Source organism: Betaproteobacteria bacterium (assembly GCA_016720855.1).
Taxonomy (GTDB): Bacteria; Pseudomonadota; Gammaproteobacteria; order Burkholderiales; family Usitatibacteraceae; genus FEB-7.
Window position 1 is genome coordinate 620,975 of sequence record JADKJU010000001.1, and the last position, 12,875, is coordinate 633,849.

At 67.8% G+C, this 12,875-nt stretch carries 9 protein-coding genes and 1 pseudogene; 3 read left to right on the top strand and 7 right to left on the bottom strand.

The annotated features are described in order from the left end of the window. Positions 1 to 16: 16 nt before the first annotated feature. The 7 genes from IPP91_02730 to acsA form a co-directional block, all read right to left on the bottom strand. Complete coding sequence (locus tag IPP91_02730; GenBank protein MBL0140991.1) at positions 17 to 424, bottom strand: hypothetical protein; 408 nt, start codon at positions 422 to 424, stop codon at positions 17 to 19. Positions 425 to 575: 151 nt separating this feature from the next. Next, positions 576 to 998, bottom strand: coding sequence for an Hsp20/alpha crystallin family protein (locus IPP91_02735; protein MBL0140992.1), 423 nt, complete (start codon positions 996 to 998; stop codon positions 576 to 578). 120 nt (positions 999 to 1,118) lie between these two features. After that, the gene (locus tag IPP91_02740; GenBank protein MBL0140993.1) at positions 1,119 to 1,373 is read right to left on the bottom strand and encodes an acyl carrier protein; all 255 of its coding nucleotides are present in this window, start codon (positions 1,371 to 1,373) and stop codon (positions 1,119 to 1,121) included. Then, entirely contained in the window at positions 1,370 to 2,491 is a 1,122-nt protein-coding gene (locus tag IPP91_02745) for a 2-oxo acid dehydrogenase subunit E2 (protein ID MBL0140994.1), read from the bottom strand. The genes IPP91_02740 and IPP91_02745 overlap by 4 nt, the downstream gene beginning before the upstream one ends. Further along, positions 2,488 to 3,453: an alpha-ketoacid dehydrogenase subunit beta gene (locus tag IPP91_02750; GenBank protein ID MBL0140995.1), complete on the bottom strand. Its 966-nt coding sequence runs from the start codon at positions 3,451 to 3,453 to the stop codon at positions 2,488 to 2,490. Before IPP91_02750 ends, IPP91_02745 begins: the two co-directional genes overlap by 4 nt. Then, the gene (gene pdhA / locus IPP91_02755) at positions 3,450 to 4,445 is read right to left on the bottom strand and encodes a pyruvate dehydrogenase (acetyl-transferring) E1 component subunit alpha (protein ID MBL0140996.1); all 996 of its coding nucleotides are present in this window, start codon (positions 4,443 to 4,445) and stop codon (positions 3,450 to 3,452) included. The genes IPP91_02750 and pdhA overlap by 4 nt, the downstream gene beginning before the upstream one ends. After that, a complete protein-coding gene (gene acsA / locus IPP91_02760) occupies positions 4,442 to 6,151 on the bottom strand; it encodes an acetate--CoA ligase (GenBank protein MBL0140997.1) in 1,710 nt (569 codons plus the stop codon). The genes pdhA and acsA overlap by 4 nt, the downstream gene beginning before the upstream one ends. A 147-nt stretch (positions 6,152 to 6,298) precedes the next feature. Here acsA and IPP91_02765 point away from each other — a divergent pair, with 147 nt between their 5' ends. The 3 genes and pseudogenes from IPP91_02765 to IPP91_02775 all read left to right on the top strand — a co-directional run bounded on the left by IPP91_02765 (position 6,299) and on the right by IPP91_02775 (position 12,428). After that, positions 6,299 to 9,043 (top strand): pyruvate, phosphate dikinase, encoded by a 2,745-nt coding sequence (locus tag IPP91_02765; protein MBL0140998.1) that lies wholly within the window; start codon positions 6,299 to 6,301, stop codon positions 9,041 to 9,043. A gap of 153 nt (positions 9,044 to 9,196) precedes the next feature. Beyond that, the gene (locus IPP91_02770; GenBank protein ID MBL0140999.1) at positions 9,197 to 10,138 is read left to right on the top strand and encodes a GGDEF domain-containing protein; all 942 of its coding nucleotides are present in this window, start codon (positions 9,197 to 9,199) and stop codon (positions 10,136 to 10,138) included. A 232-nt stretch (positions 10,139 to 10,370) separates the two neighbouring features. Further along, positions 10,371 to 12,428 (top strand): annotated as a pseudogene (locus tag IPP91_02775) (RCC1 repeat-containing protein). Positions 12,429 to 12,875: the final 447 nt, after the last annotated feature.

The window sequence follows — 12,875 nt, forward strand, 5'->3', positions numbered from 1 at the left end:
CAGGAGTTGGCGCGATTCAGTTGCATTGCGCGTTGCACAGCCGGACCACGTCGGCCTGCGTAAGAGGCCCTCCGTCCCACGAACGCGCGTCGGCGGGCAGGTAGCACGAGCACAGGCGCACGATGCCGGTCCAACGCGGCACCGTCGTCGTGACGCGCCAGGCGCTGCTCATGGGCGTGCCATAGGTGTTGGCCCAGGGGTTCTCGTCGCGGGCCACCCAGGTACGCGGGCCGGTCGATGGATACTCCGCGGGCCGCTGGGGTCTTGCGACGAGGTCGGTCCAGAAGCGGTCCGCATTGTCGCGCCGCAACTGCTCGCGCAGCCAGGCGTTGCCGTAATCGCCCCAGTAGTCGGCGGCGGCAGGGGCGCTCGCCACCAGGAAGGCAGCGGCGGCGGCTCGGGCAAGCGGCAAAAAGCGGATCATGGGCGTCACGGGAACGGATGGGGTCACTGGAGAGCCTAGCGCCGATACCCGGCGATTTCTGTGGCGTACGTCACAGGGGCGAATAAAGGGCGCCGCGAGGCGCCCTGCCTGGCGGGCCGTTGCAGCACGGCCGGCTTGCTCCCCGACCGTGCTAATTGATCGCGAGCCGGTGCGTCGGCGCGCCCCTGCGCTTGGGAAGCGTGAGCATCAGGACGCCCTCGGCGTACTTCGCCTCGGCCTTCGCGACGTCCACTTCCATCGGCAGCGTGAACGCGCGGGTCATTGTCCCCACATGGCGTTCCGTGCGCAGCACCTTGCCTTCCTTCTCGTCGATCTTCTCGCGGCGCACCTCGGCCGCGATCGAGACCATGTTGCCATCCACTTCGACGCGGATGTCTTCCTTTGTGACGCCGGGCATGTCGGCCTTCACGGTATAGCGGTCATCGGTTTCCGCGACATCGACCTTGATGGCGGGAGGTGCCGGTTGCGCATCCACCCACATTGGCGGGAACATGCCCTTGAAGACACCCGGGACACTCGCTTCGAAGAGGTTCAGGGGTTTGAGGGTTCCCATGGTTTCCTCCTGCAGTCTTCCAGGCCGCGCTGGCGTCACCTCCACCAGCGCCCGGAATGAAAGACACTTCACTCCGTGCCTGAAGTGTATTCCCGCCACGGGCGCGCCTCTTGCCGGGGGTCAAGAAGGCGTCGAATTTCGTGCCGCGATGTACTCGCAGATGCGGTCGAGGGTATCGAGCGCGGCGTAATCGGACTCCGCGATTTCCACCCCGAAGCGCTGGTGCACGGCAATGAGGAAATTGAGCCAGTCCATGGAGTCGAGATCGACCTGGTCGCGCAGCAGCTTGTCGGGCGCGACCTCGCCCGCCTCCAGCTCCGGAGCGATCTTCCTCAATTCGGCGAAGACGAGCGGGCGTAGTGCATCGGCATTCATAGATTTTCCGGTTCCTGGAGGCGGCGCGAGAGATCAGCGAGAAAGGCGGCACCGCGGTGCCCGTCGCTCACGCGGTGATCGGCGGACAGGGTCGCCACCACCGTCGGCCTGGCGATCACGGCGCCCTCTTCCACCCACGGGCGCGGCGCCACGCGGCCAAAGCCCACGATGGCGGCCTGCGGTGGGTAGATCACGGCAAACGTCGATTCCACGCCGGCCTCGCCGAGGTTGGTCACCGTGATGGTGGGATCGGACATCTCGGAGCTCTTGAGGCTCCCCGCCCGTGCGCGCTTCACGAGGTCGGCAAGGCTCTTCATCAGGTCGTCGAGCGTGAGTTCCGGGACGTCGCGGATGGCCGGCGCCACCAGCCCGCCCTGCCGGAGGGAGATCGCCACGCCCAGGTGCACCGCCTGCGACGGCTGGTAGAGGCCCTCGCGCCAGGTGCCGTTGAGGTCGGGGAATCCCTTGAGGGCGAGCGCCACGGCCTTGAGCTGCAGCACCGCCATGAGGATGCGGCCCGTCAGCGGCCGCTTCGCGTTCTCGGCGGCGAGCCAGTCGGTGGCGCGCAGCATCGGGATCGTCTCGGCAAGGTAGTAGTGCGGGATCTCGCGCTTGGAGCGGCTCATGGCGGCGGCGATGGCCTTGCGCATCTCGGCTGCGCGATCGGGTGGAGCGCCCGGCGCGGGCTTCCCGGCCGTCCGCTCGATATCCTCGATCGTCACCACGCCGTGCGGGCCGGTGCCCTCGACCGTGTCCGGATCCACGCCGAGTTCCGTCGCGCGCCTCCTCGCCGCCGGCGAAACGGGCTTGCGATCTCTTGCCGGGGCAGGTGCCCCGGGGGCTTCCGTCGCCGCCGCCGGCGCTGCCTCGCCCGGCTTCTCGCCGGGCGCGAGGAAGCGCGCAAGGACCGTCCCGACGGGAATGGTCGTGCCCGGCTCGACGAGGAGCTCGTGCACGGTGCCTTCCTGCCACGACTCCACGTCAACGGCTGCCTTTGTCGTATCGACGATGGCCACCACGTCGCCCTTCTTCACCCCATCGCCGGGCTTCACCTTCCACGCCAGGAGCTTGCCCTCGTCCATGTCCGCGCCGAGCGACGGCAGCTTGAATTCGATCACTGGAAGAGTCCTTTCGCGGCCATCACGATCTTGTCCGCCTGCGGCTGCGCCGCTTCCTCGAGGTGCTTCGGGTAGGGAATCGGCACTTCCTCGCGGCAGACGCGAGCCACCGGCGCATCGAGGTCGTAGAAAGCCTGCTCCATGATGCGCGCCATGATCTCCGCCGAGAGGCTGCCGCTTCGCCAACCTTCGTCCACGATGACGGCGCGCCGGGTCTTGCGCACGGAGGCCAGCACGGTATCCATGTCGAGGGGCCGGAGCACCCGCAGGTCCACCACCTCGGCGTTGATTCCCTCATCCGCCAGCCGCTCGGCGGCCTGCAGCGCCTTGGGCACGCAACCGCCATAGGCCACCAACGATACCCGCGTGCCGGGACGCCGCACTTTCGCGTGGACGATGTCGATGGGTTCCGCGGACAGCTCCCCGGTCGTCTCGAAAAGCGCCGGGTATTCGAAGAGGAGAACGGGGTTGCCGTCGGCCAGCGCCGCGCCCAGCATGCCGTGCGCGTCGTCGATGGTTGCAGGCGTCACGATCTTGAGCCCCGGGATGTGCGCAAACCACCCCTCGAAGCTGTGCGAATGCTGCGCGGCGAGCTGGCGGCCGGCGCCCGTCGCCATGCGGATCACCAGCGGCACGGCGAACTGCCCGCCGGACATGTGCCGCAGGATCGCCGCCGTGTTCACGATCTGGTCGAGCGGCAGGAGGCTGAAGTTCACCGTCATCACCTCGACGATGGGGCGCATCCCGCCCAGTGCCGCGCCGATACCGGCGCCCACGAACGCCAGCTCCGAAAGCGGAGCATCGCGCACGCGCTCCGGGCCGAATTCCGCCAGCAACCCCTTGCTGATCGCGTAGGTGCCGCCGTACCGGCCGACGTCCTCGCCCATCAGGAAAACACGCTCGTCCCGCGCCATTGCCTCGCGCAGGCCCAGCCTCAGTGCTTCGCGGTAGGTTATCGTCATGGTGCATACACCTGCGTCGCAAGATTCTCCACGGGTTCCCAGCCGGCCGCTTCGGCGAAGGCCACGGCGCGCTCAACCTCCCGCGCCACCTCGGCATCGATCTCCATGAAGCGCTCCTCCGTGAGGTCTCCCTGCGCCTTGAGCCGCGCCGAGAAGGTGTGTATCGGTCCGCGCGTCTTCCACTTCTCGACCTCGGCCTTGTCGCGGTAGAGCTCGGGATCGAACATCGAGTGCGCACGGAAGCGGTACGTGCGGAATTCGACGAACACGGGCCCGCTTGCCAGGGCATGATCACGGGCGCGCTTCGCCGCCTCGTGCACTTCCACCACGTCCATGCCGTCAACCGCGAACGCCTCCACGCCGTACGCCGCCGCCTTCACGCAAAGATCCGGTTGCGACTGCGAGCGCTCGATGGCCGTGCCCATGGCGTAGAAGTTGTTCTCGCAGAGGAAGACCACCGGCAGGTTCCATAGCGCGGCCAGGTTCAGCGATTCATGGAACGCGCCCTCCGCCACGGCGCCATCGCCGAAGAAGCAGGCGGTGAGGCGATCCTCGCCCCGCATCTTCGCCGCCAGGCCAAAGCCGACGGCCAGCGGAAGGCCGCCGCCCACGATGGCATTGCCGCCGAAGAAGTGCGTGGCCGCGTCGAAGAGGTGCATGGAGCCGCCGCGCCCGCGCGAGCAGCCGTCGATCTTCCCGAACATCTCCGCCATGATGCGTTGCATCGACACGCCCTTGAGCAGCGCGTGGCCGTGCTCGCGATAGGTGGCGACCACGTTGTCGCCGGGCTTGAGCGCGTGCATGGCGCCGGTGGCGACCGCCTCCTCGCCGATGTAGAGGTGCAGGAAGCCGCGGATCCTGCCGGCCCCGTAGAGTTCGGCGCACTTCTCCTCCATGCGGCGGATGCGCAGCATGTCCGTGAGGAGCACGATCGACTTCTCCGCAGGGTACGGCACCGGCCCCGACGGGGGCGGCGGGAATGGTGTGTTCATGGGCTTTCCTCGAGCGTGGAAGTGTCGCCTTCGGGCAGGCCCAGTTCGCGCGCCTTCAGGAGACGGCGCATGATCTTGCCGCTCCTCGTGCGCGGAAGCGCGGGCGAGAATTCGATCTCCTTCGGCGCGACCGCCGCGCCCAGGCGCTTCCTGGCATGGCCGAGAATCTCCATCCGAAGCGCCTCGCCAGGCTCGAAGCCGGTGCGCAGCGAGACGAAGGCCTTCACGATCTCCCCGACCATCGGGTCGGGCTTGCCGATGACGCCGGCCTCGGCAACGGCCGGGTGCTCCATGAGGACGCTTTCGACCTCGAAGGGGCCGATGAGGTGGCCGGCGGACTTGATCACGTCGTCTGCGCGCCCCACGAACCAGAAGTAGCCGTCGGCGTCGCGCTTCGCAAGGTCCCCGGTGAGGTACCAGCCGTCCGCGAAGCACTTGCGATAGCGATCTTCCTGCCCGAGGTAACCGCGGAACATCGATGGCCATCCGGCGCGCAGCGCCAACTCGCCCTCGGTATCCGTCGCCGCCTCCACCTCGAGCCCGTCATCGCGGCGATGCACGATTGCGGCCTCGACGCCAGGCAGTGGCTTGCCCATGGAACCGGGCTTCACGTCCATGGAGGCGGTATTGGCAATCATGATCCCGCCCGTTTCGGTCTGCCACCAGTTGTCGTGGATGGGCATGCCCAGCGCCTCCATGCCCCACCAGACCGCCTCCGGGTTGAGCGGCTCTCCCACGCTCGCGACGAATCGCAGGGCCGGGAACACGTGTTGCCGCGCGAGCGCCGCGCCCGCCTTCATCAGCATGCGGATCGCCGTGGGCGCCGTGTACCAGACGCTCACGCGCTCCTCCTCGAGGATCCGGTACCAGCGCGCGGCGTCGAAATCCGCCTCGTCAACGATGCTGGTCACCCCGTGCACCAGCGGCGTCACGATCCCGTAGGAGGTGCCCGTGACCCACCCCGGGTCGGCCGTGCACCAGTAGACATCGCCGGGATGCAGGTCGAGGGCCACCTTGCCGGTGGCATAGTGCATGACGACCGCTCCGTGAACGTGGACCGCGCCCTTGGGCATCCCGGTGGTGCCGCTCGTGAAGTGCAGGAACGAGGTGTCGCCGGCGTCGGTGCGTTCGAGATCGCAGCTCGCGGATGCCGCATCGAAAAGCGCCCTGAAGTCCGGCGCATCGACCCGCAGGACATGCTGCAGCGTGGGCATCGGGACGGCGATCTTCGCGACCTTCTTCTGGTAGAGCGCCTCGGTCGTCACGATGACCTTGCCGCGCCCGAGGTTCACTCGGGTGGCGATGGGTTCCGGCCCGAAGGCGGAAAAGAGCGGCGACACGGCGGCGCCGAGCTTGAGGGCCCCGAGAACCGCGAAGTAGAGCTCCGGGATGCGCGCGCAAAGGACGAACACTGCATCGCCCTTGGCGACGCCCAACGAGCGAAGCACGTTGGCGAAGCGATTCGAGGACTCGGAAAGCTCGCGATAGGTGATCGGGCGCACCTTGCCCGCGGCCGGATGCCAGCGGATCGCGACATGGTCGGCGAGGCCTCCTCGCGCATGCCGCTCAACCGCCTCCCAGGCGATGTTGAGGCCGCCGCCCGGCAGTCCGTCGAGCAGGCAGCGCGCCTCATCCCACCCGAGCGGCGCATTCGGCGCGGCCCGATGTGCAACGCTGCCCTTGCGTATGACCGATGGTCTCGACATGGTCCCGTTACTCCACTGCGGACCTGCAGATCCAGTATCGGCGCGACCGCCCTGCCTTCCTTGACCCCGATCAACTCACGTGGAGGCGCCGGCGAGACACTGGTTGCAATGGCCATCCGGCCCCACCGCTCACACCAGGAAAACATCATGGCTACTCGCACCGCACGCAAGGGTCGTGCGCCGCGCACACGCGCCGCGCCCGTCGAGAAGTGGGTCTACCTGTTCTCCGAGGGCAACGCCCGCCGCAAGGATCTCCTGGGTGGCAAAGGCGCGAACCTCGCGGAGATGACGCGCATGGGGCTTCCCGTCCCGCCGGGCTTCATCGTCACGACTCGTGCCTGCAACGCCTACCTCGGCGCGGGAGGTTTCGCGCAGGGCATGTGGCCCCAGGTCGAGAAGGCCCTTGCCCGGGTCGAGAGGCTTGCCGGCAAGCGACTCGGCGATCGGCTCGACCCGCTTCTCGTTTCGTGCCGCTCCGGCGCGCGCTTCTCGATGCCGGGCATGATGGACACGGTCCTCAACATCGGCCTGAACGACGAGGTGGCCGCCCGGCTCGTGAAGCTCACGAACGACGAGCGCTTCGTGAACGACGCCTACCGGCGCCTGGTGCAGATGTTCGGCACGGTGGTGATGGGGCTGCCCGACGAGCCATTCGAGGCCGTCCTCGAGCGGCACCGCACGGCCATGGGCGTCGCCAACGACGCCGACCTGGGCGCCGCGACGCTTCGTGAAATCACCACCGAGTTCAAGGCCATCGTGAAGAGCCGGGCAAGGCGCCCGTTCCCGGAGGATCCGCTCGAACAGCTGCGCCTTGCCACCGAGGCCGTCTTCAAGTCGTGGAACGGCAAGCGCGCCATCGACTACCGCAATGCCGCGGGCATCGCCCACGACCTGGGCACGGCCGTCAACATCCAGACGATGGTGTTCGGCAACATGGGCGCCGGCTCGGGGACGGGGGTGCTCACCACGCGCAACGTCACCACCGGAGAGCGCAATCTCGAAGGCGACTGGCTCACCAACGCGCAGGGCGAGGACGTGGTGTCCGGCACCCGCGCGACCAAGGCGATCGCGAGCCTGAAAACCGAGATGCCGCGCATCTACGCGGAGCTCGCACGCAATTGCCGCACGCTGGAGAAGCACTTCCGCGAGGTGCAGGACGTGGAATTCACGATCGAGCGCGGCAAGCTCTGGATGCTGCAGACGCGCGACGCCAAGCGCACCGCGCAGGCGGCCGTCCGTATCGCGGTGGATCTCGCCGATGAAAAGCTCATCACGCGGGCCGAGGCGGTCGAGCGCGTCTCGCCGGACCATGTGGACGCGTTCCTCCACCCGCAGTTCGACCCGAGGGAGAAGGCGGCTGCGAAGAAGCGCGGCGACCTGCTGGCCACGGGACTGAACGTCTCGCCGGGCGCCGCGAGCGGCATCCTCGCCTTCGACGCCGACACCGCGGAGCAGTGGGGCGCGAAGGATCGCAAGGCCGTGATCATGGTGCGGCCCGAGACCAAGCCGGACGACGTGCACGGCATGCTCGCGGCCCGCGGCATCCTCACCAGCCGCGGCGGGCGCACCAGCCACGCAGCCCTCGTGGCCCGGCAGTTCGGCAAGCCCGCCGTGGTCGGCGTCTCCGCCATCGTAGTGAACGCCGAGAAACGCCAGTTCACGATCGCAGGCCGCGTCTTCCGCGAGGGCGACAGCGTCTCGGTGGACGGCACGACGGGCGAGGTGTTCGCCGGCCTGCTCAAGACGGTGGTCCCCGAGTTCACCGACCCTTGCCTCGCCCGGCTGCTGCACTGGGCCGACGGTTTCCGCAGGCTGGGCGTGTGGGCCAACGCGGATTACCCGCGCGACGCCGTGCGCGCCCGCGGCTATGGTGCCCAGGGGATCGGGCTGTGCCGCACCGAGCACATGTTCTTCGAGACCGCGCGCCTGCCGCTCGTGCAGCAGATGATCCTCGCGAAGACCGACGAGGAGCGCGCCGGGCCTCTTGCGAAGCTGCTTCCATTCCAGCGCGAGGACTTCGTGGGGCTCTTCCGCGCCATGGACGGCCTGCCGGTCACGATCCGCCTCATCGACCCACCGCTGCACGAGTTCCTGCCGAGCCACGACGAGCTGCTGCACGACGTGACGCAACTCGAGACGCGCGCCGAATTTTCCGCCGGCAAGGACCCGATGGGACTCGCCGGCACGCTGGCGCAGAAGAAGCGCCTGCTGGAGGCCGTGGGCTCCATGCGCGAGGCCAACCCGATGCTCGGCCTTCGCGGCGTGCGCCTGGGCATCCACCTGCCCCAGCTCGTGCGCATGCAGGTGCGCGCCATCATCGAGGCCGCCTGCCACTGCAAGCGTGAAGGCGTCAAGGTGCACCCGAAGATCATGATCCCGCTCATCGCGCACAACAACGAGCTGATGGTCGAGGAGGCGATACTGGATGCGGAAGCGCGAGCGGTGATGAAGGAACAGGGCGTGCGCGTGAAGTACCAGTTCGGCACGATGATCGAGATCCCGCGCGCGGCGCTGACGGCAGGCGATATCGCCCGCAACGCGCAGTTCTTCTCCTTCGGCACCAACGACCTCACCCAGACGACCTTCGGCATCTCGCGCGACGATGCCGAGACCGGGTTCCTGCGCGAATACCTCGAGAAGAGGATCCTTCCCGAGAATCCCTTCGCGACCCTCGACCAGGCGGGTGTCGGCAAGCTCATGGAAATGGGCGTGCGCCTGGGCCGCGACGTGCGGCCCGACCTGGAGGTGGGCATCTGCGGCGAGCATGGTGGCGACCCCGCGACGATCGCCTTCTGCCACCGCATCGGACTGGACTACGTGAGCTGCTCGCCCTACCGGGTGCCGGTGGCGCGGCTGGCGGCCGCCCAGGCGGCCCTGGCGCAGGGTGAATAGCCCCTTCCCCGGGACGCCCCGGAAGCCTTATCACGCTCCAGCCGCGAAAAATGTGAACTGATTCACAGTATGGGGGCCGTTTTTGGCGCATGTTGATGTCGAGGCGCGCACGATATCCGGGATAAGGGTAGCTGCGCCGCAAGGAGTCAGACCATGAGCCACGGCGCATCAGCGAAAGCAATCGCAGGCCCCCGAATCGGCATCTACGGCCTTTTCGACCGGATTCCCTTCCTGAAGGGAAAATACGCCCAGAAATTTGCGGCCGCGACGGCGATCGCCATCGTGCCGCCCCTCATCATCCTGCTCGCCTACACGGTATTCGCCAACGACATCTCGGAGACGGGCAAGCGTTTGCTGCCGGCCCTGGGCTTGGTGTACCTCGGCGGGTTCATGGCCATGCTCTGGCTTCACCAGGGGCTCCTGGCCCCCGTGGTGATGTCCTCGGCCGCCATGAAGAAGTACCTGGACGAAGGCAAGGCCCCGGATATGCCGCAAGGCTACTACGACGACGCGGGACGCCTCATGGGTCGCACGCAGTACGTGCTCGAGCTGCTGGAGCGCTGGGGAGCGCGCATCGAAAACCTGACCGACCTCGACGACATGACCGGCGTGTACACCCGCCGCGCCGGCGAGAAGCGGCTGGGCGAGGAAGTCGCCCGCAGCGAACGCGACCAGACCACCTTCCACGCCCTGCTCGTGGACCTGCGCGGGTTCCGCGCCATCCGCGAGGAGGAAGGCTACGGCGCCGGGGATATCTGCCTGGTGCAGCTGGTGGCGGACCTCATGGCCAATACGCGCAAGGGCGACTGGATCGCCCGGTGGGGCAACGACCAGTTTCTCGTGGGCCTGCACCGCAACCACAGCGCCAAGCTCGTTACCGACCGCGTCCTGCATGCCATCGACACCGTGCCTTGTCGCGTCTCGGCCGACAAGGAGCTCAGCATCCGGGTGGCCTGCGCGGTGATGGAGTATCGCCTCGGCCTGGGGACGGACATGCTCCTCAAGCGACTCGGGGAAGCCCTCGCGGAAGCCAAGTTCCGCAGCGTCCCCGGCGGGCCGTCGCGCGCGGTATTCCGCCTCGGCACCGAACGATAGCCGCCGCGTCGCCCCGGCCAGGGGGACTGGTTGTATCGCAGGGTGTTCCAGTAGCAAAATCAGGGTCTTCGACCGGTCGGCTTTCCGGAGTGCGAAAGTTCGCATGCCCGTGCAGAGCCGGTCGATTTTGCTTCCGAGGAGGTTCGCCGGGATGCGCAAGTGGGCCTTGCTCCCGCAGATGCTCGTCACCGCGTTCCTGGCGACGGCCGGATACCACGCTGCCGCCACGTCGATCTCTGCCGGCGGGAGCCACTCCATGGCCGTGCGTTCCGACGGTGCTGCGTTGACCTGGGGCAACGACGATTGGGGTCAGCTCGGAACAGGTCGCGTCCTCGCGTTTCCCGACCCGCTCCCCATTGCGTCGTTGAGCGGCGTGCGCGCGATCACGGGAGGGTACCTGCACACGGTCGCGCTGCGCGCCGACGGGACGCTCGTCGCCGTCGGCGACAACCTCGCCGGTCAGATCGGCGATGGCTCACGGTCGGCGCGAGTGTCCCCTGTCCCGGTCGCGGGCATCGCCAACGTCGTCGCCGTCGATGCCGGCGCGTATTTCAACCTGGCCGTGTGCAGCGACGGCACCGCCTGGGCCTGGGGAGACAACGACAGTGGCCAACTGGGCGACGGGACGGTGACGAATCGAGCCTTGCCCGCTCGCGTCCCCGGCCTCACCGGCATCGTTGCGATATCCGCCGGCTACGGCCACTCCCTCGCCGTGCGTTCCGATGGCACCGTGTTGGCCTGGGGAAACAATGCCCAGGGTCAGCTGGGCGACACAACGATCACTTCCCGCTCGTCGCCGGTCACCGTCGCCGGGCTCACGGACGTCGTCGCCGTTTCCGCCGGCGATTATCACTCGCTTGCGCTCAAGCGCGACGGGACGGTCTGGGCGTGGGGAAAGAACGGCCAAGGCCAACTCGGCAATGGCGCGGAGGGCGATCGGAATGCGCCGGTTCAGGTCACCGGGCTTGCCGGCGTAACCGCGATCTCTGCCGGGGGGGATTTTTCAGCAAGCCTGCGCTCCGATGGAACGGTCTGGACGTGGGGATACAACCTCTTCGAACAGCTGGGTGACGGCGGCGCGACATTTCTGCTGTCGCGTGTTCCCGTGCGCGTCTCGGGGCTCGCCGAAGTCACCGCCATCGTCGCCGGCTATGCCCACGTGATCGCCCGGCGTTCGGACGGGACTGCGTGGACGTGGGGCCTGAACGGCGATGGACAACTCGGCGTCGGAACCACGGACAATCGCAACGCGCCGGTCGCGGTTCCCGGCCTGACGGGGATCGAATCGGTGTCCGCCGGCAACTATCACACCCACGCCATCGGCGCCGACGGCCGGGTCTGGGCATGGGGCTCCAACAGCGACGGACAGCTTGGCAGCGGCATACCAGTATTCCAGACCGTCCCCGGCACAGCGAACGGACCTTCGGGATACGTTGCAGTCGCCGCCGGCTACGCAACGTCCTACGCACTGCGAGCCGACGGCACGGTGTGGTCGTGGGGATCCAATGTGATCGGCGCGCTGGGCACTGGTTCCGGACCGGCACGCTCGATACCGGCCCAGGTCCGCGGCCTGTCCGGTGTAGTCGCGATCGACGCGGGCTTCAACCACGGCGTCGCGCTGCGCTCGGACGGCACGGTCTGGGCCTGGGGCAGCAATCTGGAAGGCCAACTCGGAAGCAACGTCTCTTTCTACTGGTCGGAAACACCGGTCCCGATTGCGGGGCTTTCGCAGATCACGGCCGTCGCCGCCGGCTTCGGGCATATCCTGGCCCTTCGTGCCGACGGTACTGTCTTCGCCATCGGCATGAACCGCGAAGGAGAACTCGGCGACGGTACGACGACGAACCGTGCCAATCCCGTCCCGGTGTCAGGGCTTTTCGATGCAGTGGCCATCGCAGCCGGCGGATACCATTCCCTGGCCGTTCGGCGCGACGGCACCGTCGTCGCCTGGGGCTCAAACTCCAGCGGGGAACTCGGCGATGGCTCCACGACGGATCGCGCGACTCCCGTCGCCTTGCCGGGCCTTGCGAACATCGCCGCAGTCGCGGGCGGCTGGATGCACTCGATGGCGCTCGGACGAGACGGTCGCGTGTCAACGTGGGGCAGCAACGGCCTCGGGCAATTGGGCGATGGAACGGCCGGCTATCGGGCGGCACCCGCTCCGGTACCCGGGTTTGCGCAAGGATCCGCGATCGCCGCCGGCGATTTCCACTCCCTCGCCGTGAGGTCGGACGGCAGCGTGTGGTCGTGGGGAAACAACGGCGAGGGAGAAATCGGAGACGGCACCGCGGTCGATCGCGCAGTACCCGTTGTCGTTCGCCGGGATGGGGGTGGCGGAACGATTGCCGGCAATGACTGGTTCCTCGACCTCGACCCGCTGGTTGCGTCGATCATTCCGGCGGATAAGGTGCCGGTCTTCCTGATTGTCGCCTCGCCCGAAACCGTCGACATCAGCGCAAGAGTCCAGTTCCGCGCCGAAGACGTGGGGACCACGGGATCGATTTTCGTTTTCGCTTCGGCGCCCGCGGATGTCGTGCGATCGGCGAAAGGCGGCGAGGCGCCCCTGGTGGTGGGCAGGACGGTGTCGCGCGATGGCCGCAAGGACGCCGCGGTGGCGTGCGTGCTGGCCCAACTCACCTCGACCGGGCAACTGCAGGCGGTCACCGCCTCGAGCCTGCAAGCCTACGTGACCGGCGTGCTTTCCGGGCAGGGACAGGCAGTCACGGTGATCAACGGC

Bases quoted from the DNA above. Each gene is read 5' to 3' on its own strand.
- IPP91_02730 (MBL0140991.1), bottom strand. From the start codon at position 424: ATGATCCGCTTTTTGCCGCTTGCCCGAGCCGCCGCCGCTGCCTTCCTG.
- IPP91_02735 (MBL0140992.1), bottom strand. From the start codon at position 998: ATGGGAACCCTCAAACCCCTGAACCTCTTCGAAGCGAGTGTCCCGGGT.
- IPP91_02740 (MBL0140993.1), bottom strand. From the start codon at position 1,373: ATGAATGCCGATGCACTACGCCCGCTCGTCTTCGCCGAATTGAGGAAG.
- IPP91_02750 (MBL0140995.1), bottom strand. From the start codon at position 3,453: ATGACGATAACCTACCGCGAAGCACTGAGGCTGGGCCTGCGCGAGGCA.
- pdhA (MBL0140996.1), bottom strand. From the start codon at position 4,445: ATGAACACACCATTCCCGCCGCCCCCGTCGGGGCCGGTGCCGTACCCT.
- acsA (MBL0140997.1), bottom strand. From the start codon at position 6,151: ATGTCGAGACCATCGGTCATACGCAAGGGCAGCGTTGCACATCGGGCC.
- IPP91_02765 (MBL0140998.1), top strand. From the start codon at position 6,299: ATGGCTACTCGCACCGCACGCAAGGGTCGTGCGCCGCGCACACGCGCC.
- IPP91_02770 (MBL0140999.1), top strand. From the start codon at position 9,197: ATGAGCCACGGCGCATCAGCGAAAGCAATCGCAGGCCCCCGAATCGGC.